The sequence below is a fragment of the Mycolicibacterium sp. CBM1 genome (genome assembly GCF_054073305.1).
Genome location: NZ_JBSXPP010000002.1, coordinates 378705 through 402775, shown reverse-complemented (window position 1 = coordinate 402775; position 24071 = coordinate 378705). Strand labels below are relative to the sequence as shown.

Genomic DNA, 24071 nt, shown 5'->3' with positions numbered 1-24071 from the left:
TGATCGACCGCCTCGTGCACCACGCCGAAGTCATCGCACTCAAAGGAGACAGCTACCGCATCAAAGACCGAGACCTCGGCCGCGTCCCCACCGTCACGGCCGACGAACAATGAACCCAGCTGGTCAACATTCACTCGCCGACAACTGGTCAGAATTCGGTTGCCGTTGACACAGAGCCAGCCGGCATGGGCTGACCCGCGGCCGACTGGACCGGTCGACCTGGCGAGTCCTCACCGTCGGCGCGGTACCGATCGGCTCACTACTTGGCGGTGGCCGTCGAACACTGAAACCGGCTCAGCGGCCCGCGCGTACGGCCAGCCCTGGTCGACAACTCACTAGACCAGGGCCAAACGGCCGCGAGGAGTCAGGAAGGCATTGCGGTGGGACACGAGAGGACCTCTCGGTAATCGGGGTGTGTGTGGTAACCACACCGGTACCGGAGGTCCTCACCTATTCGCGCTCGCCACCCCGTTCACAACCTGTCTGGGAATTACACCTAACTGCGCGAGTCGGCGGCGAATCCCTATCCGCACGAAAGCCGCCCGGGAGCAAACCCGGGCGGCTTTCGTCATGAGCTGAGCGGTTGTACGGGGACAGGGTCGGCGTCGGCAGCGGGTGCGAGCACGTTCGCATCTACGTGCAGCACGGTCTTGCCGAAGCTCGATCGATCGTTAATCTTTCGCTGCGCCTGCGCCGCATCCGCCAGCGCGAACCGACCCGTGACAGCGACACGGAGAACCCCAGCAGCCGCGAGCTCGAACACCGCCGCGGCGCGCTCCAAGAGCTCGCTACGAGTGGTGATGAAGTCCCCCAGGCTGGGGCGTGTCAAGTACGGTGACCCTAGGCCGTGCAACCGGTACAGGTCGAACGGCGGCAACGGTCCGCTCGTAGCGCCAAACAAGACGATGTATCCACGCCGGGCGATACATGCCAGCGTGGACTCGAAGGTGGCCGCGCCAACACCATCGAACACAGCCTGTACGCCCTTGCCCGCCGTAACATCTCGCACTCGCTCGACCACCGAAGCGTAGTCCACGGCCTCGGATGCACCCGCTCCCAACACAAACGGCACCTTGTCCGGAGTCGAGGTGGTACCGATGACCCGTGCTCCACGGTGCGCCGCAAGCTGCACGAGCAGTGAACCCACCCCGCCTGCCGCCGCGTGAACGAGGATGTCGTCATCGGCCTTGACACTGTAGGCACCGAAGGCCAGGTAGTGCGCGGTGAGCCCCTGCGCTATCAAAGCGGCCGCCTGCTCCGAGGAGACATTCTCGGGCACCGGGACCGCCCGGTCAACGGGAACAGCGACCAACTCCGCGTAGCTACCGGCGGTGAACGGCCAGGCAACACGCTGCCCGACCGCGCATTCCGTGACTTCGGAGCCGATATCGACGACGACCCCGGCACCCTCGACACCGGATACGAAGGGAGGTTGCTGTCGGGCGCGTCCCTCGCGGGCCAGCACGTCGTGGTAGTTGACACCCGCTACCTCAACCCGGACGAGGATTTCACGCTTGCCCGGACGCGGTTCCGGAACATCTCTGAGAGTGAGAACCTCTGGACCGCCGCTGGCGTCCACCACTACCGCGCGCATTGACCACCACCAAACGTTTCATGCATTGCCTGTGGAGAGTACCAGTTGGTCATTCCGGTCCCGGCGCGCTAGGAACGAAATACGCTATCTCCTTGGCGATCAAGCCGTCCTCGACAGTGAAGTTGTGTAGCAGTCTGCCGGTGACGCGTCCACCCGGGGGAACGACGGAGACGTCCATGATCTCGCCCGCGTCGGGAGAGATCGTGTACCCAATCGTCTGATCGATGAAGACTCTGTTCGGCGTCGCATAGACGTCGTGCGTGAGATCCTCGAAGTCGCTCGTTGCGCGGAATAGCTCCTCGTAGTGCTTGAGTACCGATTCCTTGCCCTGGTACTCAAAGTCAACACCCGGGAAGTGCAGCGCCCATTCGATATCGTCGCGATACAGTTTGGCGAGGTCAGTGATGCGCTCGGCTGCCTCCAACGCGACGTGCCAATGGACCAACCACAGTGCATGGTCCGCGGTACCTACCGCGGGCTCGTTGTCTGGATCCGCGTAGATCCCCTCTCGGACAATGCGAGCCGTCATGATGATTGTTTCCTTTCGTGGGTTGCGGGTTAAGCACTCGCCGGATTACCGGTTGCGAGTTGATGCGCAGCCAGATGCAAGTAGTCCTCCCGGATGGGAGCGAAGATGTCCAGAGCGCGGAGAGGTTCGTCGCCCAAGACCGTCGCCTGGTGCGGAACGTCGGCCGGAATGTACAAGCAGCAACCCGGTGTGAGGACATAGCGATCTTCGCCGTTGAGAACCAGTTCCAGGGTTCCCGACAGCACGACCACCGTCTGGTCGAACGGGTGCTGGTCGATAGGAGCCGGTGGATGATGTGGCGCAACCCAGACCGTCTGGATCAGAGCGGCATCGGTCACGATCGCGGTGCGTTTGAAGGAACCTCCTTGAAGTTCCTCCTTGGGGAGATCATCGAGTACTGCGAAGTAAGGTTGGTCAGGCAATGTGTTACCTCCTAGGAGCTTGTCCTCCCCACTAAACGGCAGCCGTGACTGCGCCGTCAACACCGCGTGCCGCGCAATGGATTGAACCGCCGCTGTGGGCTTTATTCCTACATCCCAACGCATTTCGTCCAGCAAAGCACAACGCTGAGTCCTGTCACCAAGCCCGGGATCATGCCGCCCCTGGCCCCAACATGTCCTTCCAGCCATCATCAGGCTCGAGAGGAGACTGGCTGAGAGTGAATCTTGTGCCGTCGGGCGCGACGACCAGGCCGTTCTGTGGGCTGTAGAGCCCCGTCGGCGCCAACGACGGGGTGTAGGTGCACTGACTTGGCTGCTGACCCGAGCACTGCACGGAACCGGCACCAGGATCGGTCAACGGATCACTTATCGGCGTCGGTGGTTGCGGAAGCTGGTCAGCCGGTGCGGGATTCAATCCAGAGTCGATCGACGGCGCAGGAATCACGACACCGGGTTTGACCGGCTGGTCACAACGGGCAGCCGGTGCAGGACAGGTCACGGACTGGTTGGGGTCGCCGTACCACGGATTGGTTCCCAGCGGGCTGTACGGTTCGCCGCTATGACATTCGGCGGGAGTAGCCGCCCGCTTCCCAGGCACATCCTGGCACGGGAAGTTGCGTGCGCCGCGGACTGCATTCGCTGGTGTGTCCTTAGGTATTTTGCAGTAATACGTTGTGTCGGAGAGGTTTGCCACCGAGGTGTCCGCCGGCGACCGCCATTTGTTCGCGGGTAGGAAGCCCGTGAGACACGGGGGAGGCTCATTGAGGTTGAGGTCAACATTCATCACGGCTTTGCCTGGATAGAGCCCAGCAGAGGTCTGCGCGATGGATGCACCCTGCGGCGCAAACACAAGAACTTGCTCGAGTCCAGCATGATAGCGCTTCAGCATGTCGAACACGATGGCCAGATTGGCCGCCACCTGAGGCAGTGCGTCCCCGAGATCTTTGAAGACGGCCGTGGCCGATTGCAGCGTGGGGGCCGCCTGCTCGAGCCCACCCCGAAGTGCGCTGTCCTGCTGCGCGGCCTGATTTGCAATGGACCTCAGGTTGGCCGCCCAGCGCTCGATAGCATCGCGAGAGTCAACCTGACTGTCGAGAATCGGACCGGAGTGGTCAATGAGGTCGGTGGTGGCGCCGACGTTGTCCTTGAAGTCCTCGGCGATAGCCTGTGTCGCGTCGACCAGACGATGCATGGACGGCCCCAGTCCCCCGACTGCCGAGGATGTTTCATCGAGCAGCGAGCTGATTTTCGCACTGGGCAGTGCGGCGAGTGCGCGATTGGCCGAATCCAGTGTCTGGCCGATCTCGCTGGGCACCGTCGTGTCGCTGATGACCTGGCCGTCTGCCAGGAAACTTCCGGTGTTACCCCGGATGGAGACCAGGTCGATGTACTGCTCCCCCAGCGCCGACACCGAATGGACGTTGGCCGACGCATCCGTGGGTATCCTCACATCGTCGCGAATACTCATGGTGGCACGCACGCCTGTCTTGGTGGGCCGCACCGCTGTGACCCGGCCGATGGCCGTGCCTCGATAGGTGACATTTGCGGTGGCGTACAAACCGCCGGACGAGGGCAGGTCCGCATAGAGTGAATACCTGCCGATCCCCAAAAGCGCTGGTACTCCGACGTAGAACAGGAGCAGAACCGCCAGGGCGATCACTGTGAGCAACGAGAAGACGATCAGCTGGATACGCCGGGTTCGAGTAATGATGGTTCACTCACCCCTCTCGACCAGCGGCCCATTAGGTGCATCGTGCGGGTTGGGCGTGAACCGCACGTCGGGGAGCATGGTGTTCGGGTCACGTCCCCACGCTTGCTCGAGCGCCCGCAGCGCGCCAGAGAATCCGGTACCGGTCAGCATGCCGTTATCGAGGGTTGACAGCGTCAGGTCGGTTACCAGCGACATGTTCACATAGTCCCCACGAATTACTTTGGGGATGTTGTTGACATCGAACGGCTCCGTCAGCATGACCCGGAGTGCTTTGACCAAATACGGTGCTGCCCGACCGAGCTGATTCAACGGGCTCTGCGACAGCTCTAGATTCGCGTGGAGATCGGCTTCGCTCGGTGCCAACGCCGCGTCGACGGCGGAGCTCACCCGACCGAGCGCCTCAACCGCTTGGGTGAATAACCGCTGGGTATCGGCGAAGTGCTTGATCAGCGGCGTGAACTCCCGTAGCAGAGCATCGTAGGTATCGCTGTGCTGGACCACCATTGTCAGGAGCCGGTCAGTAGAGTCGATCGCGCGAATGAGGTCGCTGCGTTGACTGTTCAGTTCGGCGGTAAAGGTGTCAAGCCGTCCCAGGAACTCGCGGATCTGATCGGCATGCCCGGTCAGCATGTCGTTGGCCTCGCGCTGGATGACCTCAAGTTCCGGTATGCCACCACCCTTCAATACCGTGGCGATGCTGGCCAACACGCGCTCAGTCGTCGGGAACGCAGTCGAATTCTTCAGCGGAATCGTGTCGCCGCTCTTCAGCGGAGTGGGCGACGGATCCTGCGGCGCAGCAAGTTCAAGGTGCTGGGCACCCAGCAGGCTGGTCTGGCCGATCCGAGCGACCGCATTCGTAGGAAGCTTGACTCCCGGTGTCAGATCCACCGTCATGGTCGCAACCCAGTTCTTCAACTCGATGGCACGAACGCTACCCACAACGACATCAGCAACTCGCACAAGGCTGTTGACGTTGAGTGCGAGCGTATCGGGCATCTGAACATAGACCGTGATGTGACGTCCCCCCGCGCCGGGCTCGCCGGGCAGCGGCACATTCGCAATCCCCCGCCACTCACCGCATGAGGTCAGCAGTAGGCAAGCGATGGTCGTCGCGAGGCCGCGGCCGGCGAACTGCCGGGCCGTACGGGTGCTGCTCGCGATGGCGGCCGCAATCGTCATCGTCCTTCTCCAGCTTCCCCCGGCAGTGGCGCCACCGGGACATCCGCGTTCGCAGGTGAGCTTGACCGGGAGTCCGAAGTAGAGGTGTCCGGCCCGCCCAACAATTCGGCCAGAGAGTCAGGTGTCAACATGTTCGCGGTGAGCGCCTGGACATCGACCCCCTGCATTCCCGGTGCGACGATCCATCCCGGTTCATGGTTTCCGAATGACCAAGGCGTATCCCGCGCCCAGATCCCGGGAACCGTTGTGTCTTTGAATCCTGTCGGAGGATGGAGCCGGTCCTCGGAGTAGGAGATCTGGTTCGGCAGCGTCATTGCCGAGGTGAACTGATTGAGGCCGATAGGCGGGTAGTTGGCCTTGACAGCGTCCAGAACCGGGGTCAGATACTGCGCGCACAATTCGGCTGAGTCCTGGTATCCCAACCGACTGCTGGCCTGGATGGAGCTACAGATGAAGGCCAACGGGTTTGCGAAGTTAGGCATTGCCAGGGATGCGGTGATGCCGCCATGTGCCGGGGCGTAGCTGTTCGACGCGTTTGCGGCAATGTTCGGCGAAGCGTGCAGGATGGATTCCAGGCCCTCGCGCGAATCCGGCTGAACGAGGGCGTTGGAGACATCAGCAAGGCTTTGAATGTCGGCGGCGAACACCTCGCCGTTGTCGTTTACGAACTTGCGAGACGCCTTTAACAGCGAATTGAAGTCACGCAGCGCGTCTGCAACCTCGTGATCATTTCCGGTGAATTTCGCTGTGAAGCTGGACAACTGGTTGTTCAGCTCGGCGAACTGTTTATCGCTTCGATATAGCGCGTCGACGAACAGCGCGAGGCTTCGAGTTGTCGAGAAGTAGTCGCCACGGCCATTATTGAGTGCAACCACTGCGTCGGACACACTGGCGAGTGTGTCGTTGAGTTGCCGCCCCTTTCCGGCCAGTCCGTCGGCAGCCGATTCGATGAGTTCCCCGAACGGCCCCTTGGGCTGATCGGGGGTGGGACCGAGCCCGGTCAAGACTCGATTTACAGCGTTGCGTACATCATCCCATTCGAGTGGCACCTGCGTTCGCTCGATCGGGATCACATCGCCGTCGGCCAGTGCGGCTCCCCCCGTGTAGGCGGGCGACAACTGTATACGCCGGGATGCGATCAGGCTTGGATTGATGATCGAGGCACTGGCGCCAACGGGAACCTTGTGGGATTTCGCGTAATGAAACGAAACCCTCATCTTGTCGCCGGCAGGTTCGATGCGGTCCACTTCACCGATGGGGACGCCCAGCACCTCAACCACATCACCCGGATAGAGCGAAAGGGTTTGGGAGAAGTAAGCCGTCACGTAGGTATCCGTCAGCTTCGTGTACAGCCGATGCCCGGCGATTGCCGTGACGGCGGTAATCACCGCCACGCCGCCGATCAGGACGGCCATCCTCGGCAAGCGAGCTAGGCGTCCGCCGCGGGCGTTGAGAACGCGCATGATTAGCGACCTCCGTCATCTGGCAATGCGGTTGGATCCTCCGGCGGCGTTATCGTCTGTGAAGCCGCATCGCCCTGCATACGGCCTCCCGGCGGAGCAGGGGGTAACGGCACTGGTGTGCCCACAACGTTGGGAGCCGGCTCGCCGGGGGCCGCGGCGGCGGGCACTCCTGCAGACGGCGGCGGCCCGTTGGGATTCGGCACCGAGGCAGCGACGTCGGGTGCGCCGAACTGACCTGTCGTAGGACCGAACGGGCCTTGGGTCAGCGCCGCGCAGGGCAGCGGGCTCTCGGGAGTCGGAATACCGTCGGCAGCCGGCGAATACGAACATGGTGACCCTGGCGGGACCGCGGGACCGGGGTGATCGGGCGTGCCTTCGAGGACAGGAGGTGCGGGCGGCGGGGCGCCGTTGGGCAATCTCGTCCCGTTGGGGTCAGGGAATCTGAAAGCCGGCAGTCCCGCATTGCGCCAGAATTCTTCCGGATCGATCCCGCGATTCTTGAAGGCTGCGTCGATGAAAGGCTGGAGGATCTGTCCAGGAACCAGGTTCACCATTAGCCCTTTGAGGAACGGGCCCGAAGCGTAGACCTCGTTTTCCTGTATAAGAAGCCTGCCCAGTTCGACGACCGTGTCGTGCAGATCGATCTTGCGTTTGCGCAGGATCCCGGTGACGACGCGAAGCTGTTGCAGGACGGCGTTGATACCCGGGTTGTCTTTGATCAATCCCTCAACCTGGATGGATACCGCGTCCAGGCGCTCGAGCAGGTAGCTGATGGCCTCGCCACGGGCGTTCACCGCTGCCAGCAGAGAACGCGCGTCCACCAGAAGCCGGTTGAATTGTCCGCCACGCTCACCGAGGATTCCGGCGATCTTGTTCGCACTACTGAGCAACCGGTCGATCTCGGCGTCGCGATTGCCGATGGTGTCGGAGAACCTCTTCACGCCGTCGAGCGCGGCACTGAGGTTGGGCGAGGTCTGATCCATGGTGTCCGACAACACTTTCAACGATTGCCTGACTGTGTCGATGTCCCAACCCGAGATTGCCCGCGTCGAGTCGGTCAGCGCCTCCGGTAACTGATAGGGCGAGGTCGTCTGGCCGATCGGGATCACGCCGTTGGGCTGGAGCAGATGTGCACCGTGATTGTCGATCGCCATGTTGCGCCGACCGAGAATGGTGTCGGTGCGGATCGCGGCGTGGCTCTGAATTCCAATGCGCTTGTCACCCATCGTGAACCCCACCAGTACCTCGGCGCCATCGAGCCGAAGGCTACGAACCAGACCTATGTCGACCCCAGCGATCTGCACCTTGTCGCCGGCCTTCAGCCCGCCGGCATCGGCAAACTCGGCGTAGTAGACCGGTGTTGCGAACAGCATGGGAACGCTGGTGAAGCTCTGTGCCAGGCCGACGGCGAGGCTGGCAACGACGACTCCGATGAAACCGTTGCGAATACGGCTCTTGCGATCCAGGAACTTCACTGCGGTGTGCACCTACCCGTCGGCTGCGACGTGAGCTTGACCTCGCGGACCGGACCGCCGGGCTGCAGCCCGTTCAACATCACCGTGATATCGCACAGGTAGAAGTTCACAAAATCCCCGTAAACACCGGCAGCCGGCAGCATCGTGCGGAGGTTCTTGGGAATCTGTTGCAGAGTTCCATCCAGCTTGTCACGTTGATCGACCAGGGGTTGTTGCATCGCGTTGAGGTAGCCGAGCGTGCTGTGCATCAGCGCCCTGTTGCCCATCAAGAAATCTGCGAGAGTATTGGCGGAGTTGCTGATTCCGGCGACCGAGTCCGCGATGGGGTCCTGCTGGTTCTTCAGTCCGGAGATGAGCGCCTGGACGTTGCTGATCGAATCGCCGAAGCCTTGCTGATGTTTGACCGTGATGTCCAGCACGGTGTTGAGATTCTTGATGACCTCGCCGATAGTCTGGTCGCGGTCGGCCAGTGCCGAGGTGAGTTCCGCAGTTTGGTTGAGGATGTCATCGATGGTGCCACCCTGCCCCTGGAAGACCGTAATGAGCGATTGAGCTACATTGTTGACTTTGTCAGGATCCATCGACCGGAACAGCGGCCGAAACGATCCGATGAGCGCATCGAGATCAAGAGCCGGGCTGGTGCTCGCGAGTTCGATTGTGCCACCGGGTGGCAACCGCTTGTCGCTATCGCCGCGCTTGAGTTCCAGATAGCGATTGCCGACGACGTCGGCGTATCTGATCGCCGCCATGGTTCCCTGGTACAGCGGAAGATCGTGGTTGACCTCGAAGTCGACGCGCACCCGCTGGTCGTCGTCAATGAGTTCGACGTCGGAAACCTTGCCAACCTCAACACCGGAAGCCCTCACGAACTGGCCCGCCCGCAGACCGCTGGTGTTTACGAAAATCGCGCTGTAGGAATCGGTTCGATCGAACCGGATCTGCCCGAATACGACGACGATAACTGCCGTGAACAGCAGAAGCACCAGTGCGGAGACCGCAAGCTTGAATATTGTTGATCGATCGCTCATGGGTTAATCGTGTTCTCCCCGAATTGGCGTCCCCACACATACTCGGTGATCAGCGGTTGACCGAGTGCGAAGTGGTTGTAGGGGGCTATGCTCACACCGGTGTCGGCGACTAGATACGGTGCGGGCCAGAGGTTTCGGTCGATTTTCTGCCAGCATCCAGGTCGGCCTTCCGGGCCGCCCTTGGCATTTACTCTGGGAAGGTTGTCGGGGTACACGTAGGGATTGGGGCCGCCCAGCAGCGTGCCGTACGCGACGATCGAGTACCCGTTGCCGCCGCCCGCCGCCGCCGTGGCATCCACCGTGTCCGCGTAGTTGCGGATCGTGCAGAACAGCTCTGGACTGTACTGGTTGAACAGCTGCGAGGTCGGCACAAGATCCTTGGCTGCTCGCACGAAATAGGGACCACCCCGTTCGAAGACATCACCGGCAGTGTTGCCGAACCCGACAGAAGCCAGCAACGCCGAATCCAGATCCGACCGGTGCGCATTGAGCGACCGCGCGGTCGTGACGGAATCCTGCAGGGCACTCCAGAGATCCGGCGAAGCGTCGGCGTATGTGTCGAGTACGTCCGCGAGCTGCTTGGTGTCGTGATTGATCTGCGGCATCCGCGGGTTGAGCTCCGCAAGTACATCGTTGGCGGCGCCGATCGAACTGCCGAACTTCTGACCGAGCCCGTCAAGTGCCTGAGCCGTCGCGGTGAGGGTCTGGTTGAGCTTGATCGGATCGACCTTCTGCGCGATTGACAAGACCGTCTCGAACAGGGTGTTGAACTCGGTTGTCACCGAACTGATGTCGATGACTGCGTTCGGAGCCAGTGGTTGCTCAGACGGGTTCTGCGGAGATCGAAGCGCGACGTACTTGTTGCCGAATACCGTGTTCGCCTTGACCTCCGCCTGGACGTTGCGCGGTATCAGGTGCAAATCGACCGGGTCGAGGTCGATGGTGAACCGCGCCATCGGCTCGCCGTTCACGTCGATGGCGGCGATGTCTGCGACGCGGCCGATCGCGACGCCGTTGAATGTGACCTTCGACCCCGGATTCATCGACAAGCCCGCACGGTGGGAAATCAACGTAATCGGCACTGCCGGCGTGAATGACCCACGGAACTGGAGGTAGGTCAGCGTGCACGCGCCCGCCACAATCAGGACAAGACCGCACGCCGCAAGTCTCTTGGAGCGCCGTGATACCGAGCTCTTGATCGCACCCATAGTTGTCTACACCGTCAGGTTGAAGTTCGGGTTGGTTCCGTACAGCGCCAAGGAAGCCAACAAAACGACGACGACAATTGCGACCAACGACGCACGCATCGACCGGCCCACGGCTTCACCAACCCCTACCGGCCCGCCACTGGCGTAGTAGCCGAAGTAGCAATGGTTGAGCATCACGATGACCGAGATGACGACCGCCTGCGCAAACGACCACATCACATCGTCGGGCCGCAGGAAGGTTCGAAAGTAGTGGTCGTAGGTTCCTGTCGACTGCCCGTAGATGAACGTCGTGGTCAGCTGCGCCGACAGAAACGACATAATGATCGCCATCGCATAGAGTGGGATGATCACGACGAAACCGGCGAGGACCCGTGTCGAGACGAGATATGAAATCGATTTGATTCCCATCACTTCGAGCGCGTCGATCTCCTCGGAGATCCGCATCGCACCCAACTCGGCGGTGGCACCTGCACCGACGGTAGCTGCGAGCGCCTGCCCGGCGACAACCGGTGCAGCGATCCGCACGTTTACCATCGCGGCGAAGAATCCGGTGAATGCCTCGACCCCGATATTGCCGAGCGAAGCGAAGCCCTGGATGGCGATCAACGAGCCACCTGAGAGGGTGACGAACCCGACGATCGCCACGGTCCCGCCCACGACCGCCATCGCGCCACTGCCCATACCGATCTCGGCGATGAGGCGCACTACCTCACGGCGGTAATGCCGCACTGCGTAACCGACCTGGCCAAAGGCGGTCAGGATGAACCAGGCCAGATCGCCGATCGCGTCGAACGACACCAGCGGTGCGCTGATCCACAGCTTCCCACGCGAGAACGCCCGGGGGAAACGAGCTCTCAACACCTGCGCTGTCGTCATCTAGCGACCTGTCCCGAATCGCACACCGATCGTCGTCAGAATGACGTTGATCGCGAACAGCGCTACCACCGACAGAATCAACGTCTCATTTACTGCAGCGCCCACGCCTTTGGCGCCACCGGCCACGGTCAGGCCGCGGTAGCAGCCGACCAGGCCCGCGATTAGACCGAAGGTGAGGGCCTTTGCGATCGAGATGACAACCTCGGGCAACCCTGTGGCCAGCGTCAACGTCGATACGTAGGCCCCTGCAGAGACGTTCTGAATGTAGACACCGAAGATATAGCCGCCCACCAATCCGATGGTGATGACAGCACCGTTGAGAAGGAACGCTACCGATGTGGAGGCCGCGACCCGGGGTAGAACGAGCCGATGGATGGGATCGATACCCAGCACTTCAAGCGCGTCGATCTCCTCGCGGATGGTTCGCGCCCCAAGGTCGGCGCAGATTGCTGTCGATCCAGCACCCGCGACGACCAGGACCGTGACCAGCGGGCCGAGTTGGGTGACCGCACCGAGCGCTGCCCCGGCACCCGATATGTCGGCCGCGCCGAACTCTGCCAGCAGGATATTGAGCGTGAAGATGATCAACACGGTCAGCGGCACAGATACCGCTACGGTCGGCAAGAATGCCACCCGCAACAGAAACCAGCTTTGCAGACAGTACTCCCGCCACTGAAAGCGACGGCGTGTGGCGACGGCGACCTGAATGGACATGCCCACAAATCCGCCGACGGCGTCCAGCACTGGGCTGATGCGATCGCGCACTTGGAGTGCATGATTGGCCGACTCCGAGTGCGGTGGGCGAGCATGTGTCGGCGCGGCAAGACTCATAGAACCAGCATCCCGACGCGGCGTGTAGCTGCTGTTGGAACATTGCTCGTCGTCACCCTCAGAACCCCAACGCTGAGACTGACTGTAGTGATGGAGGCCACTCCGATGTTCATCGAGGGCACGCTAGCTACGCGAATGTCGGGGTGTCCAAGACTCGTTCCGCTGTGCGGATGGACGGTCGCAGGCAGAGCGCGGCGGCTTCCGCCTTGCCGGTGCCATCCCATCGTCGGGCCGGCGAAACCCCGGGAACCCGACGAGCATCGCGGTGCCGACCGACGGCGACGTCTGGCCACGGGTCCTGCAGCTGGCTGGCCACCTCGGTGACCACCATCACCACGGCAATCACCCCGATCGACAACCCCGTCGAGATCTCCGCGCCTGCAACGTGCTGGCCGCCGTCGATGAACTGCACGCTGTTCTGGTTCAGCGCGAACAACACGTCGATGATCCCGATTGCGCTGAGCACCAACGACATCGATGTGACAGCCGGCTTATCGTCGAGCTTGGCAACGAATTTGCCCCCGATCGCCACCGGTTCGGGGTACAGACCAGCCCCAGTCACCGCCGCCGAGTCACAGCCTCTGCCACAGCCGCCGTTGTGTGCGCGGCCCAAGGATGACGCCGATGACCCACCAGGGCACCATTCGAGTTCGGTTAGCTGCGAACGCAATTGGCGTCGCTCACGCCCCGGCGACTATCGGAATTGCGGTGGCTGTGGCTTTGCCTGGTACGCCGAGCGTGAGCTTGGCGGGAACGACTGATGATGTCCGAAACACTCGAGTCCGTGGCGATCGAGGTACATCAACGCCAGCTCGCTGAGCAGCTGCTGGCGCAGGCGAAAGAACAGGGAAACGGGCTGGTCGGTGTGCCGACGCCTCATGACGCTGAGATTGTGTTGTCTGCTCGAACCCAGCTCAACAACTAGACGGCAATTAATGACTCAGGACACTAGGTCAGTCTAGCCCGCCCCCGCGTCTTGACCAGACTCGCGACGGTGGTGATCACCAGGATCACCGCGATCACCCCGATCGACAGGCCGGTCGAGATCTCCGGCACCTTGACGTGCTCGCCTCCGTTGATGAACGGCAGGGTGTTCTCGTGCAGCGCGTGCAGCACCAGCTTGACGCCGATGAACGCCAGGATCAACGAGAGCCCGTAGGACAGGTACACCAGCCGGTCCAGCAAACCGCCGATGAGGAAGTACAGCTGTCGCAACCCCATCAGCGCGAAGGCGTTGGCGGTAAACACGATGTAGGGCTCTTCGGTCAGCCCGTAGATGGCCGGAATCGAATCGAGGGCGAACAGCAGGTCTGTGAACGCGATGGCGACCAGCGCCAGCAACATCGGCGTGACGGCCCGGTTGCCGCTGATTTTCGTCAGAAATTTGTCACCGTCGTAGTCGTCGGTGGTAGGCACAAACTTGCGCACCAGGGCGATGATGCGGCTATCGCGCTTCTCCTCGACCTCTTTCTCGTGGCCGGCCTCGCGGGCGAGCTTGACCGCGGTGAGGATTAGGAAGATGCCGAAGATGTAGAACACCCAACTGAAGGTGTTGATAGCGGCGGCACCCAGAGCGATGAATCCGGCTCGCATAACCAGCGCCATGACGATGCCGATGAGCAAGAGCTTCTGCTGGAACGCCCGCGGCACTGCGAAGGTGGCCATGATGACGGTGAACACAAACAGGTTGTCCACGCTCAGCGCCTTTTCGGTGACATAGCCGGCGAAGTACTCCCCGGCGAATTGTCCACCCCATTGCCACCAGACCACGAAGCCGAATGCGATCGCGAGTGCGATGTAGACCGCCGACCAGGTCGCCGATTCCTTGAACGTCGGCTCGTGCGCCACGCGAACGTGGGCGAAGAAGTCGAAGACGAACAATCCCAGTATGACCGCGCACGTGATGAGCCAGACCGATCCGGTGATGTCCATGCCATCCATTATTCGGTATTAGCCAGCCTCTACCGCAAGCACAGGTTTGGGACATTCCATCAGCAGTTGTTGGGCTACGGCGCCAAGGAGCAGTCTGCCAGCCGGATTGCAATGTTTGAGTCCGATCACCACTAGCTCGGCATCGGGGCGCTCCATCGCCTCCAGCAGCAGGGTCTCCTCGTCGCGGTGCGCCCACCACCTGCCTCCCGACCTGATCCTGCTGGACATCTACCTGCCCGACATGACGGGCCTGCAGGTACTGGAGTGGTTACGCGCCGGAGGAGAGGCGGTGGGCGTCATCATGATCGCCGCGGTCAGGGAACTGGACACCGTCAGCGGCGCCATCAACGGCAGTGCCGCTGATTGTCTGATCAAGCCGTTCGAATTCGACTAGCTGAGAACGGAATTGGAGTCGTTCGTGGCGCGAGCCAGGTGTCCGCAGCCGAATGCGCTGAGCTGGTATGTATCTCACGCGTCAGCGCGCGCCGGCATCTCGGACACTTCCCGCAGACCGGGGCCGTCGGGCTGCGGTTGCGCTACGGCGCGGGCCGGCCCGAACGCCGCTACCACGCGGTCTGAGCCGCTCGTCTCGCCGCGCGCGGCTCCCTGCTCGCTGGCATGATCTGACGCTTATGACTGTGCACCACCTTCCGGCGACTGCGCAGACGGTGCATTGGGGGTTCTTCGATCCGCGGGTGGCGCCCGCGCTGACCGTGGAGTCCGGTGACCTGGTGGCGATCGAGGCGATCACCCACCACGCGGGTGACGCACCGGATTTGTTGATGGACGAGGCGATCACCCGACTGTTCAGCGACGTCGACGACCGCGGGCCGGGGCCGCACATCCTCACGGGGCCGATCGCCGTAACCGGGGCACGCCCGGGCGACGTGCTGCAGGTCGACATCCTGGAAGCCACCCCCCGGCTGCCCTACGGGTCGAATCTGGCCGGGCACTGGGGCTATCTCTACCCTGAGATACCCGTCGAGCGGGTGACCGTCTACGAACTGGACGTCGAGGCGCTGATGGGCCGTGCCCTGTTCGGCTACGACTGGACCACCACCCCGCTGGCCGACGCACCGGGCACCATCGTGACCCCCGATCCGGCTCACCGCCAACCGGCCCTGCCCGGTGTCGTGGTCCCCCTGCGTCCCCACTTCGGCACCATGGGCGTCGCGCCGGCGGCCGCCGAACGGATGTCTTCGGTGCCGCCCGGCGACCACGGCGGCAACGTCGACAACTGGCGGATCGGTGCGGGTGGGCGGATGTACTACCCGGTCCAGGTGCCCGGCGCGCTGCTGTCGGTCGGCGATCCGCACGTCTCGCAGGGCGACGGCGAGGTCAGCGGCACGGCCCTGGAGTCGTCGCTGAACGGGCTGTTGCGCTTGACGGTGCGGCGTGATCTGCCGTTCACCGTTCCGGTGTTGGAGACCGCGACCGAGCTATTGGTGCACGGGTTCGGCGACAGCCTCGACGCGGCGATGAAGAGCGCGACCCTGCGGACCCTGGGACTGCTGGAGAGCCACTTCGGCTTGTCGCGCGCCGACGCCTATTCGTTCATGTCAGTGGCGGTCGACTTCACCATCACGCAGGTGGTGGATCAGCGCCAAGGTGTGCACGGCCGCATCGACAAGCGCTGCTTCCCACGCTGGCAGAATCCGGCGGTATGACCAGCGCGTGCGGCATCCGCTCCTTCACGTTCACCCCGGCCGACGGTGTTCCGCCCGCGGTGGCGCCGTTCGCCCACGCGACGGCAGCGGGCCCGACCCTCTATGTCACCGGACAGATGCCGACAGACACTACCGGCGCGCTGGTCGGCCAGGACGTCGCTACCCAGACCGACCGGGTGCTGACGAATCTGGCGCGCGTCACCGAACTGTGCGGCGGGGGGCTGGCCGACGTCGTGTCGGTGCGCGCCTACCTCACCGACTGGTCGGACTACGACGCATTCAATGCTGCCTACGCCCGGTGGTTTCCCGAGCGGCTACCGAGCCGGACGTGCGTCGGCACCACGGGGCTGGCCGTGGGCGCCCGGGTTGAGATCGACTGGGTCTGCTGGCGCGCCGACGGCTGGCCGGGCGTGGCCTGAGCGCCGCGCGGTCACCGCGTAGGCGGTCCACGACACCAGCACGGCGAGGAACGCCGCCACCTGTGCGTAACCGGTGCCGCCGGAGGGATACATGACGCCGGTGATGTAGTGGTCGATGAAACCGGCCGAACCGAGCGGCGGCATGCCCGCACGGGGCCGGGACCACTGCTCGAGCGCGGTCAGCGGGCACCAGAAATGCAGCGCGACACTGCCGATACCCCACAGCACCACGGGCACGTGCAGCCAGATGCTGCGCCGCCAGCGCAGCGCCAAGAACCCGCCGCTGGGCAGGTAGATCAAGAAGGCGAAATGGGCGGCGACGACCAGCCACACCAGGGCGGTGTACAACGCGGTCATGTCTCACCTGTCACGCCCCGCGGCCACGGGGCTCGCTGTAGCGAGGATACCTCCGCGCGACGACTCCCGGTCGATGCGCCGTGCCGGCGCAGACGCGCCTCAATGGCGGTCACCACCCGTGTCGGTGTCGGTGTGCACACCGTGACGATGTTGGCCGTGGTCGACAGCGCACCTCGGACTACGGGTAGCAGGCTGCCTGCCGTACGGTATTCGCGTGCCCCGCAAGGTTCTGTTCATCTACAACGATCCGAACGCGCCCGAGGCGCTGCTCGGTGAAACGTTCGCCGAACTCGGTTTCGACACCGACACATTCGAGGTGGTTCCGGCCCACCGAGCCGACGATCCCGCCTTCGACGTCACCTTTCCCGACATCACCGGCTACGACGTGATCGTGCCGCTGGGATCTCGCTGGGCAGTCTACGACCAGCGGTTACCGTGGGTCGCTACCGAGATCGAGGCGGTCCGCAGGGCGGTCGACGCCGGCGTCGGTGTGCTGGGGGTGTGCTTCGGCGGCCAGCTGGTGGCGACCGCATTGGGCGGCTCCGTTGAGCGCTCCCCGGAACCGGAGATCGGCTGGCATCACGTGCAGAGCGACGATGACGACCTGGTGCCCGGCGGACCGTGGTTCCAGTGGCACTTCGATCGGTTCACCCCGCCTCCCGGCGCCAGTGAGGTGGCTCGAACCGGCCGCGCTGCACAGGCTTTCGTCCTGGGCCGGGCCATGGGTCTGCAGTTCCACCCCGAACTCGACGCCAAGTTGCTCGACGTGTGGATCGACGACGACCGCGAGAACGAGGTGGCCCGCCTTGGGCTGCGTCATGACGACCTTCGCGAGCACACCCTGACCCACGTCGACGACGCCGCGCGCCGGTTGCGGCTGCTGGTGCGCAGTTTCCTGGACCGGCTGGCGAACTAGCCGGCCTCGCGCGCCACCTCGGCACGCACCAGCGTGGCAGCGATCGGCACCGCGGCTGCGACCGCCGGGGTCAACCCGCGGCCGTGGCCCATGTCTGCCGCATCGACGGCGATGACGACCAGTCGCCGCGGCGCCCGGCCGAGGGCACGGCCGAGGTCATAGGTCTGGCTCAAGTTCAGCTCATGCGAGCTGACGCGACTGTGTCCGGCCACATCCTCGACGGTGCAGGCGCGCACCCGCCCCGGTACCGCGTCCGGACCGGCCGCGGCATCGACGACCACAGCCAGCGCGACACCGTCCCAGGCGTCCAGAATGGCCGTTGGTTCGAGCGCACACGTGACGACCCGAACGGTGGCCGGGCATTGCCCGGCCAGTGCGACGGCCACCGCCGGGCCGAACCCGTCGTCACGCCGCTCGATGTTGCCGACGCCGATGACGACGGCGGCGGTCATGATCGATCCACCGTCAGTGTCAAAAAGTGCGTTGCGCACGAGATGCACGGGTCGTAGTTGCGGATGGTGCGCTCGCACATCGCCGTCAGCGCCGCGTCGTCGAGGTCCGCGCCGGCCAGCACCACCCGGGTGAGGTCATCCTCGATGGCGGCCTGGTTCTGCGCGGTCGGCGGCACAATGACCGCCGAAGCGATCAGTCCGTCGTCGTCGATCTCGTAGCGGTGGTAAAGCAGCCCGCGCGGCGCCTCGCTGACGCCGTGCCCGACGCCCGGGCGGGCTGCCACCTCGACGAACGGCCGGGCCGGCGGCTCGTATTCGTCGATGATCCGCAGCGCCTCGCTGACCGCGTACACCGTTTCGACGGCGCGAACCACGATGCTGCGGAACGGGTTTCGGCACTCCGCACCCAGGCCCGCGGCGGTCGCGGATTCTCGCGCCACCGGTGACAGCAGCGCCGAACTCAGCGAATAGCGGGCCAGCGGGCCAGTGAGGTGCCGGCCGCCGTCCAGCGTCGCGTGCAGCGCAGTGGAGTGCGGAACCTGTGTCTCGACCACGTGCTGGCTGAATTCGGCGATGGGAAAGGGGGTTCCGGCGCTTCGGGTGATCAGCCCGTCTTCGATCGCATAGCGCTGCCCGGTCAGTGCCAGCAACTCGTGCTCGACGGTCAGCTCGGGGAAGTCGAAGCCGGCGACCCAGGTCACCGTGGCCAGGGCGTCGTCGAGCGCGCGACGCAGCTGCTCGGCCATCGGTTTGAGGTCGGCCTTGGCCGGCACCGAGTAGAACCCGCCGAGCCGCACGTTGATCGGGTGGATCGAACGGCCGCCGACAAGTTCCATCAGCTGGTTTCCGGCTTTCTTCAGCGCCAGGCCGCGCTCGACGGCGGTGCGGTGGTTCCTGGCGACCGCGATGATGTCCGGTTCGGCCAGGAAGTCCGGCGCGTGCAGCATGTAGATGTGCAGGGCGTGGCTGTGGATCCACTCTCCGCAGTACAACAACCGCCGCAACGCCACCAGCATGGGGTCCAGCGTGACGCCGCAGGCGTCCTCGATCGCGTTGCAGGCACTGACCTGATAGGCCACCGGACAAATGCCGCAGATCCGTGCGGTGAGGTCGGGTGGTTCGGTGTGGGCACGGCCACGCAGGAACGCCTCGAAAAACCGTGGCGGCTCATAGATGTTCAGCTCCACCCGCTCCGGTACCCCGTCGCGCAGCTCGACGTGTAAGGCGCCTTCGCCTTCGACGCGGGTCAGCGCGCCGACGCGGATGGTGCGCTGCTCGCTCATCGGGGCTTCCGATCGGTCTCGAGTGCCTCGTGGAACGCGGTGACGTTGAACGTCTCGAACACCCGATCGGCCTGCTGCCCCGACATCCCGTCGCGGTGCAGCAGCGGGATCATCGCCGGCATGTTGGGAGTAGCCGTCGGTCCGAAGCAGCCGTAGCACCCGCGGTGATGGCGAGGGCAGAGCGCACCGCAGCCGGCGTGGGTAACCGGGCCGAGGCACGCGACTCCCTCGGCCACGGTCACGCAGGTAACCCCGGCGCGTTTGCATTCGGTGCACACGGTGGCCGCGGGCAGTCGGGGCTTGCGCCCGACGAGCAGGGCGGCCAAGGTATCAAGCAGCTGTCCCCGGTCGATCGGGCAGCCGCGCAGCTCGTAGTCGACCGTGACGTGGGCCGATGCCGCAGTCGAGGTGGCCAGGGTGTGGATGTAGTCGGGCCGGGCGTAGACCACCGAGGTGAACTCGGCGACGTCGGCGAAGTTGCGCAGCGCCTGGATGCCACCGGCGGTGGCACACGCCCCGATGGCCACCAGAGTTGTTGACTGTTCTCTGATTTCGCGGATGCGGCGCTCGTCGGAGGGGGTGGTGATGGAGCCTTCAACGAGGGACAAGTCGTACGGGCCGCCGACGATCGCACTGGATGCCTCCGCGAACGCAGCGATCTGGACCTGCTCGGCCAGTGTCAGCAACTCGTCCTCGCAGTCAAGCAGTGTCAGTTGGCAACCGTCGCACGAGGCGAACTTCCACACGGCGAGACTGGGCATCTCAGAGTTCCTCGGTTTCCAGCAGGCTGCGCGCCACGTCGTAGCCGACGACGGGGCCGTCCCGGCAAACCAGAAGCGGGCCGAGTTGGCAGTGGCCGCACCAGCCGATGCCGCACTGCATGTTGCGTTCCAGCGACACCCGGATGTCGGTCGGCGCGACACCCTTGTCCAGCAGTGCCGCGGCACCGAACCGCATCATCGGCTCCGGCCCGCACAGGAAGGCCGTCACGTTCTGCGGCACCAGCGACAGCCGCCCCAGCGGTTCGGTGACGAAGCCGGTCTCCCCCGGCCAGCCCTGGATCGGCACGTCGACGGTTCGGTGCAGCTCGAGTCGCGAATCCTCCTGCCAGCGCTGCAGTTCCGCGGGGTAGAGGAAGTCGCGTTGTGACCGAGCACCGGCGATCAACACCACCCGGCCGTAATTGTGCCGGTCCGACAGGGCGCCGAGGATGACGGGGCGAAGCGGAGCCAGCCCGACCCCGCCGGCGACGATCACCAGGTCGCGTCCTGTTGCGGTGTCCAGACCCCAGCTGGTTCCGAACGGACCGCGCACCCCGATCGTGCTCCCCGGCCGCGCCGCGCACAACCTCGCGCTGACCGCGCCGACCGCGCGGATGGTGTGGGTGATCGTGCCGTCGGCCACCGCCGGATCGCCGCTGACCGAGATCGCGACCTCGCCGACGCCAAAGGCGTAGAGCATCATGAACTCCCCCGGTCTGGGGGTGGAGAGTTCGGTGGTCACCGGCTCCAAACACAGGGTCACCGAGTCGGTGTTCTCGGGCACCCGGGAGCGCACGCGGTAGGGCACCGGCGCCATGGCCGACGACTGCGGCGCCCAGCCGCGGGTCGCGGTCTCAGTCATGCTCGTCCGCCAGCCGGGCCAAGGTGGTCATCTCCTCGGTGATGTCAATTCCGGTGGGACACCATGCGATACAGCGTCCACACCCCACGCACCCAGAGGTGCCGAACTGGTCGTGCCAACTGGACAACTTGTGGGTCAGCCAGTGTCGGTAGCGCGACGCTCCGGAGCGGCGCGCCGGACCCTCGTGCATGAAGGTGAAGTCGAGTTCGAAGCACGACGCCCACTCCATCCACCGCTCGGCATGCTCACCGGTGAGGTCGGTGACGTCGGAGGTGCTGGTGCAGAAGCACGTCGGGCAAACCATGGTGCAGTTACCGCACGTCAGGCAGCGGGCGGCCACGTCGACCCAGTGCGACGAATCCCGCGATTCGACCAGTAGGTCGCGCAAGTCCCGCTCAGGCATCCTGCGTCCCATCGTCTCGGCGGCGGCCAGTACCCGTGTGCTCGCCTCGGCGACCTCCGCATCATCGGCCGGTCGGCACGGCACGCCGGCGAGCACCTCTGCCCCGGCCACACTGCCCACCTCGATGACGTAGGTGGATTCGTCGGTGCCGGTGCACTCGGTGAGGGCGAGATCGTAGCCGCCCCCGCAGGCCGGCCCGGTGCCCATGGATGCGCAGAAGCACAGCCGGCCCGGTTCGGTGCAGTTCACCGCCACCACGAAGATCTGCCGGCGCCGTGCGACATATGAGCCGTCGGGGTGCTCGGCGTCGGACAGCACACGGTCCAGAACGCCGATGGCCGCCAGATCACAGCCGTGCACTCCGAGGAAGGCGTATTTGGGCTCCGGTTCGTAGGAGGTTGTAGCGCCGTCCGGCCCGTACGACCACACCTTCTGGCGTGCCGGATGCAGGAACTGTTTCCAGGACTGCGGCCCCGACGAATGGCCGAACGCGGCCTGGTCGCCGCGACGGCGCAGCGAATAGGTTCCGGGCGCGACATCGACCCCCCAGCCGTACGGCAGATCGTCGGCACTGTCGAGTTCGGCCAGCACGATCGCGTTGTCGCGCACGGTCGGACCGACCACCCGGTAACCCCGGTCGCGCAGTTCGTCGACCAGACGATGTAGACCGGCGCTGTCGAGCACGACGGCGTCAGTGGTTGCCATGCAGACATCGTGGTCCACGACCGGTGCGCCTGACATGTGCCATTGGCCGACGACCCCGAAGGTCTAAAGTCACCTGCGCAGAACCGTTCATCTGATGGCAACCTGGCGTGACTAGCGTCGCCGAGCATGTCCGCCGCGACCGATCAACTCGAGCGCCTACAACGCGAAGTCGACGCGCTGCTCGACGGGCTGGCCGATGCCGAACGGCGCTGGCGACCGTGGACCGATCCGGTCCATAGCGAGAATCATTGCAGCGCAATCAATCTTGTGCACTACTGGGCGATCCGGCAGATGGATCTGCGTAACCTTCAGCAACAGCTGGCCGAAGTCGGGTTGTCCTCACTGGGCCGCAGCGAAGCCCATGTCGAGGCCACCCTGCGCCGAGTTTCGGCCGCCATCGCGGCGATGCGCGGTCACGGCTGGAAGCCCGGTGGTGACACGGTTGCCGGAGCGGGCGTCGAGGTCGAAGACGGTGCGCGACTGCTCGAGCGCAACGCCACGGAACTGCTGGGCCCCGCCGCCGAGGATCGCGCGGCCCGGATCATGGTGACCCTGCCCTCGGAGGCCGCCACCGATGCCACCCTGGTGCGGAACCTGGTTGACGCCGGCATGCGTATCGCCCGCATCAACTGCGCCCACGATGACGCGACCGCGTGGAAAGCCATGGCGGACAACGTCCGCTCCGCGGCGTCGGCTGCGGGACGGACCTGCCTAATCGCCATGGACCTCGCCGGCCCGAAGCTGCGGACCGCGCCATTAGAGCCGGGGCCGCGCATCGTGCGGTTGCGGCCCACCCGCAACGCGCACGGTCAGGTGGTGGCCGCCGGGCGGGGCTGGCTGACCAGCGCCCGACGTCCCGCCCGTCCGCCGGAACCGGGTTTGACGGTGTTGCCGGTCGACAGCGAGTGGCTGGCCCGCCGTGCCGAGGGTGACGAACTGGTGCTGCGTGACACCCGCGGATCCAAGCGTCGACTGTTGCTGGCAGCTGTGGCGCCGGGCGGATTCGTCGTCACCACCGAGAAAACCACATACCTGGGGACCGGAACGGTGTTGGTCGCCCCCGGCGGGGATGCCACCGAGATCGGCGAATTGGCTGCGCTCGAACAGTATCTGCCGCTGACCGCAGGCGATGTCATCATTCTGACCCGGGATTGCACGCCTGCCCGGGTCGACGACGACGGTCCGCCCACCATCGGGTGCACCCTTGCCGAGGTGTTCGACACCGTCGAGCCCGGGGAGCGGATCTTCTTCGACGACGGCAAGCTCGGCGGCACGGTGATCGCCGTCGCCGCCGAGCGCATCGATGTGCGCGTCGACCACCCGGCGCACGGCGAGGTGAAGCTACGCGCGGGCAAGGGCATCAATGTGCCCGACACAGACCTGCCGATCTCCGCGCTGACCGAGAAGGACCTGGCAGATCTGACCGCGGTGATCGAACTTGCCGACTTCGTTCAGCTGTCCTTCGTCCGCGAGCCGTCCGACGTGATCCGGTTGTTCGAGGAGCTGGGCCGGCTCGGCGACACCGAGCTGGGTGTGGTGCTCAAGATCGAGACCCGCCAGGCCTTCGAGCGGCTACCGCAGCTGCTGCTCACCGCAATGCGCCGCCAACGGGTCGGGGTGATGATCGCCCGCGGCGACCTGGCAGTGGAGACCGGCTTCGAGCGGATGGCCGAGCTCCAGGAGGAGATGCTGTGGCTCTGCGAGGCCGCACACCTGCCGGTTATCTGGGCGACCCAGGTGCTCGAACAGCTCGCCACCACCGGGCGGCCGTCGCGCGCCGAGATCAGTGACGCGGCGATGGCCGAGCGCGCCGAATGCGTGATGTTGAACAAGGGGCCCTACATCATCGACGCCGTCGTCACCCTTGACGACATCCTGGGCCGGATGGCCGGACACGAGTACAAGAAGAACCCGCTGCTGCGGCCGTTGCGATCCTGGCGAGCCGCGCCCCCTCCGGCCGGCTAGACGGTATGGAGGCTG

The 24071-nt window shown here is 64.5% G+C and carries 25 protein-coding genes and 2 pseudogenes; 7 read left to right on the top strand and 20 right to left on the bottom strand.

All coding sequences use genetic code 11. The annotated features are described in order from the left end of the window. Window positions 1-113 (top strand): ATP-binding protein (locus ACXDF8_RS04515; protein ID WP_457222061.1); only part of this gene is annotated, 113 nt, incomplete at its 5' end. A 455-nt stretch (window positions 114-568) separates the two neighbouring features. Here the strand turns inward: ACXDF8_RS04515 and ACXDF8_RS04510 are convergent. The 12 genes from ACXDF8_RS04510 to ACXDF8_RS04455 all read right to left on the bottom strand — a co-directional run bounded on the left by ACXDF8_RS04510 (window position 569) and on the right by ACXDF8_RS04455 (window position 12866). Beyond that, the gene (locus ACXDF8_RS04510; protein WP_457222040.1) at window positions 569-1582 is read right to left on the bottom strand and encodes a quinone oxidoreductase family protein; all 1014 of its coding nucleotides are present in this window, start codon (window positions 1580-1582) and stop codon (window positions 569-571) included. 61 nt (window positions 1583-1643) lie between these two features. After that, complete coding sequence (locus tag ACXDF8_RS04505; RefSeq protein WP_457222039.1) at window positions 1644-2123, bottom strand: nuclear transport factor 2 family protein; 480 nt, start codon at window positions 2121-2123, stop codon at window positions 1644-1646. Window positions 2124-2152: 29 nt separating this feature from the next. Further along, the gene (locus ACXDF8_RS04500; protein ID WP_457222038.1) at window positions 2153-2680 is read right to left on the bottom strand and encodes a cupin domain-containing protein; all 528 of its coding nucleotides are present in this window, start codon (window positions 2678-2680) and stop codon (window positions 2153-2155) included. Between the two features lie 34 nt (window positions 2681-2714). Further along, window positions 2715-4274: an MCE family protein gene (locus tag ACXDF8_RS04495; protein ID WP_457222060.1), complete on the bottom strand. Its 1560-nt coding sequence runs from the start codon at window positions 4272-4274 to the stop codon at window positions 2715-2717. 3 nt (window positions 4275-4277) lie between these two features. Continuing rightward, complete coding sequence (locus tag ACXDF8_RS04490) at window positions 4278-5453, bottom strand: MCE family protein (protein ID WP_457222037.1); 1176 nt, start codon at window positions 5451-5453, stop codon at window positions 4278-4280. After that, on the bottom strand, window positions 5450-6919 hold the full coding sequence (locus ACXDF8_RS04485; RefSeq protein ID WP_457222059.1) for an MCE family protein: 1470 nt from the start codon (window positions 6917-6919) through the stop codon (window positions 5450-5452). The genes ACXDF8_RS04490 and ACXDF8_RS04485 overlap by 4 nt, the downstream gene beginning before the upstream one ends. Continuing rightward, window positions 6919-8391 (bottom strand): MCE family protein, encoded by a 1473-nt coding sequence (locus tag ACXDF8_RS04480; protein WP_457222036.1) that lies wholly within the window; start codon window positions 8389-8391, stop codon window positions 6919-6921. Before ACXDF8_RS04480 ends, ACXDF8_RS04485 begins: the two co-directional genes overlap by 1 nt. Then, window positions 8388-9419 (bottom strand): MCE family protein, encoded by a 1032-nt coding sequence (locus tag ACXDF8_RS04475; RefSeq protein WP_457222035.1) that lies wholly within the window; start codon window positions 9417-9419, stop codon window positions 8388-8390. The genes ACXDF8_RS04480 and ACXDF8_RS04475 overlap by 4 nt, the downstream gene beginning before the upstream one ends. Further along, the gene (locus tag ACXDF8_RS04470) at window positions 9416-10627 is read right to left on the bottom strand and encodes an MCE family protein (RefSeq protein ID WP_457222034.1); all 1212 of its coding nucleotides are present in this window, start codon (window positions 10625-10627) and stop codon (window positions 9416-9418) included. Before ACXDF8_RS04470 ends, ACXDF8_RS04475 begins: the two co-directional genes overlap by 4 nt. Before the next feature lie 6 nt (window positions 10628-10633). Next, entirely contained in the window at window positions 10634-11503 is an 870-nt protein-coding gene (locus tag ACXDF8_RS04465) for an MlaE family ABC transporter permease (RefSeq protein ID WP_457222033.1), read from the bottom strand. After that, a complete protein-coding gene (locus tag ACXDF8_RS04460; RefSeq protein WP_457222032.1) occupies window positions 11504-12334 on the bottom strand; it encodes an MlaE family ABC transporter permease in 831 nt (276 codons plus the stop codon). A 127-nt stretch (window positions 12335-12461) separates the two neighbouring features. Further along, complete coding sequence (locus tag ACXDF8_RS04455) at window positions 12462-12866, bottom strand: hypothetical protein (protein ID WP_457222031.1); 405 nt, start codon at window positions 12864-12866, stop codon at window positions 12462-12464. 252 nt (window positions 12867-13118) lie between these two features. Here ACXDF8_RS04455 and ACXDF8_RS04450 point away from each other — a divergent pair, with 252 nt between their 5' ends. Then, entirely contained in the window at window positions 13119-13259 is a 141-nt protein-coding gene (locus ACXDF8_RS04450; protein ID WP_457222063.1) for a hypothetical protein, read from the top strand. A 23-nt stretch (window positions 13260-13282) separates the two neighbouring features. Here the strand turns inward: ACXDF8_RS04450 and ACXDF8_RS04445 are convergent, their stop codons facing one another. Together ACXDF8_RS04445 and ACXDF8_RS04440 are read right to left on the bottom strand one after the other, a co-directional pair. Continuing rightward, window positions 13283-14266 (bottom strand): TerC family protein, encoded by a 984-nt coding sequence (locus tag ACXDF8_RS04445; protein WP_457222030.1) that lies wholly within the window; start codon window positions 14264-14266, stop codon window positions 13283-13285. 18 nt (window positions 14267-14284) lie between these two features. After that, window positions 14285-14434, bottom strand: a pseudogene (locus ACXDF8_RS04440) (universal stress protein); the annotation flags it as partial. Window positions 14435-14456: 22 nt separating this feature from the next. On the opposite strand from ACXDF8_RS04440, the pseudogene ACXDF8_RS04435 reads away from it, so the two are divergent. From ACXDF8_RS04435 to ACXDF8_RS04425, 3 genes and pseudogenes are all read left to right on the top strand, one after another. Beyond that, window positions 14457-14845: pseudogene (locus tag ACXDF8_RS04435) on the top strand (response regulator); the annotation flags it as partial. Between the two features lie 53 nt (window positions 14846-14898). Further along, on the top strand, window positions 14899-15933 hold the full coding sequence (locus ACXDF8_RS04430; RefSeq protein WP_457222029.1) for an acetamidase/formamidase family protein: 1035 nt from the start codon (window positions 14899-14901) through the stop codon (window positions 15931-15933). Then, window positions 15930-16352 (top strand): RidA family protein, encoded by a 423-nt coding sequence (locus ACXDF8_RS04425; RefSeq protein ID WP_457222028.1) that lies wholly within the window; start codon window positions 15930-15932, stop codon window positions 16350-16352. The genes ACXDF8_RS04430 and ACXDF8_RS04425 overlap by 4 nt, the downstream gene beginning before the upstream one ends. On the opposite strand, the gene ACXDF8_RS04420 is transcribed toward ACXDF8_RS04425, so the two are convergent. After that, a complete protein-coding gene (locus ACXDF8_RS04420) occupies window positions 16248-16709 on the bottom strand; it encodes a DUF2784 domain-containing protein (protein WP_457222027.1) in 462 nt (153 codons plus the stop codon). The genes ACXDF8_RS04425 and ACXDF8_RS04420 overlap by 105 nt on opposite strands. A 214-nt stretch (window positions 16710-16923) precedes the next feature. On the opposite strand from ACXDF8_RS04420, the gene ACXDF8_RS04415 reads away from it, so the two are divergent. Further along, complete coding sequence (locus ACXDF8_RS04415; RefSeq protein ID WP_457222026.1) at window positions 16924-17625, top strand: type 1 glutamine amidotransferase; 702 nt, start codon at window positions 16924-16926, stop codon at window positions 17623-17625. Here the strand turns inward: ACXDF8_RS04415 and ACXDF8_RS04410 are convergent. Genes ACXDF8_RS04410 through ACXDF8_RS04390 form a run of 5 tightly spaced genes read right to left on the bottom strand, consistent with a single transcriptional unit; the run spans window position 17622 to window position 22091 of the window. Further along, a complete protein-coding gene (locus ACXDF8_RS04410) occupies window positions 17622-18077 on the bottom strand; it encodes a hydrogenase maturation protease (RefSeq protein ID WP_457222025.1) in 456 nt (151 codons plus the stop codon). The genes ACXDF8_RS04415 and ACXDF8_RS04410 overlap by 4 nt on opposite strands. Next, window positions 18074-19360, bottom strand: coding sequence for a Ni/Fe hydrogenase subunit alpha (locus ACXDF8_RS04405; protein ID WP_457222024.1), 1287 nt, complete (start codon window positions 19358-19360; stop codon window positions 18074-18076). Before ACXDF8_RS04405 ends, ACXDF8_RS04410 begins: the two co-directional genes overlap by 4 nt. Further along, window positions 19357-20121, bottom strand: a complete 765-nt coding sequence (locus tag ACXDF8_RS04400; RefSeq protein ID WP_457222023.1) for an NADH-quinone oxidoreductase subunit B family protein — start codon at window positions 20119-20121, stop codon at window positions 19357-19359. Before ACXDF8_RS04400 ends, ACXDF8_RS04405 begins: the two co-directional genes overlap by 4 nt. A 1-nt stretch (window position 20122) precedes the next feature. Beyond that, window positions 20123-20983, bottom strand: coding sequence for an FAD/NAD(P)-binding protein (locus ACXDF8_RS04395; RefSeq protein WP_457222022.1), 861 nt, complete (start codon window positions 20981-20983; stop codon window positions 20123-20125). Continuing rightward, entirely contained in the window at window positions 20976-22091 is a 1116-nt protein-coding gene (locus ACXDF8_RS04390) for a 4Fe-4S dicluster domain-containing protein (protein WP_457222021.1), read from the bottom strand. The genes ACXDF8_RS04395 and ACXDF8_RS04390 overlap by 8 nt, the downstream gene beginning before the upstream one ends. Window positions 22092-22217: 126 nt before the next feature. On the opposite strand from ACXDF8_RS04390, the gene ACXDF8_RS04385 reads away from it, so the two are divergent. Beyond that, complete coding sequence (locus ACXDF8_RS04385) at window positions 22218-24056, top strand: pyruvate kinase (protein ID WP_457222020.1); 1839 nt, start codon at window positions 22218-22220, stop codon at window positions 24054-24056. The last annotated feature ends 15 nt before the right edge of the window (window positions 24057-24071 follow it).

Bases quoted from the DNA above. Each gene is read 5' to 3' on its own strand.
- ACXDF8_RS04490 (WP_457222037.1), bottom strand. From the start codon at position 5,453: ATGACGATTGCGGCCGCCATCGCGAGCAGCACCCGTACGGCCCGGCAG.
- ACXDF8_RS04405 (WP_457222024.1), bottom strand. From the start codon at position 19,360: ATGAGCGAGCAGCGCACCATCCGCGTCGGCGCGCTGACCCGCGTCGAA.
- ACXDF8_RS04475 (WP_457222035.1), bottom strand. From the start codon at position 9,419: ATGAGCGATCGATCAACAATATTCAAGCTTGCGGTCTCCGCACTGGTG.
- ACXDF8_RS04460 (WP_457222032.1), bottom strand. From the start codon at position 12,334: ATGAGTCTTGCCGCGCCGACACATGCTCGCCCACCGCACTCGGAGTCG.
- ACXDF8_RS04430 (WP_457222029.1), top strand. From the start codon at position 14,899: ATGACTGTGCACCACCTTCCGGCGACTGCGCAGACGGTGCATTGGGGG.
- ACXDF8_RS04425 (WP_457222028.1), top strand. From the start codon at position 15,930: ATGACCAGCGCGTGCGGCATCCGCTCCTTCACGTTCACCCCGGCCGAC.
- ACXDF8_RS04470 (WP_457222034.1), bottom strand. From the start codon at position 10,627: ATGGGTGCGATCAAGAGCTCGGTATCACGGCGCTCCAAGAGACTTGCG.
- ACXDF8_RS04400 (WP_457222023.1), bottom strand. From the start codon at position 20,121: ATGCCCAGTCTCGCCGTGTGGAAGTTCGCCTCGTGCGACGGTTGCCAA.
- ACXDF8_RS04420 (WP_457222027.1), bottom strand. From the start codon at position 16,709: ATGACCGCGTTGTACACCGCCCTGGTGTGGCTGGTCGTCGCCGCCCAT.
- ACXDF8_RS04445 (WP_457222030.1), bottom strand. From the start codon at position 14,266: ATGGACATCACCGGATCGGTCTGGCTCATCACGTGCGCGGTCATACTG.
- ACXDF8_RS04390 (WP_457222021.1), bottom strand. From the start codon at position 22,091: ATGGCAACCACTGACGCCGTCGTGCTCGACAGCGCCGGTCTACATCGT.
- ACXDF8_RS04385 (WP_457222020.1), top strand. From the start codon at position 22,218: ATGTCCGCCGCGACCGATCAACTCGAGCGCCTACAACGCGAAGTCGAC.
- ACXDF8_RS04505 (WP_457222039.1), bottom strand. From the start codon at position 2,123: ATGACGGCTCGCATTGTCCGAGAGGGGATCTACGCGGATCCAGACAAC.
- ACXDF8_RS04410 (WP_457222025.1), bottom strand. From the start codon at position 18,077: ATGACCGCCGCCGTCGTCATCGGCGTCGGCAACATCGAGCGGCGTGAC.
- ACXDF8_RS04465 (WP_457222033.1), bottom strand. From the start codon at position 11,503: ATGACGACAGCGCAGGTGTTGAGAGCTCGTTTCCCCCGGGCGTTCTCG.
- ACXDF8_RS04395 (WP_457222022.1), bottom strand. From the start codon at position 20,983: ATGACTGAGACCGCGACCCGCGGCTGGGCGCCGCAGTCGTCGGCCATG.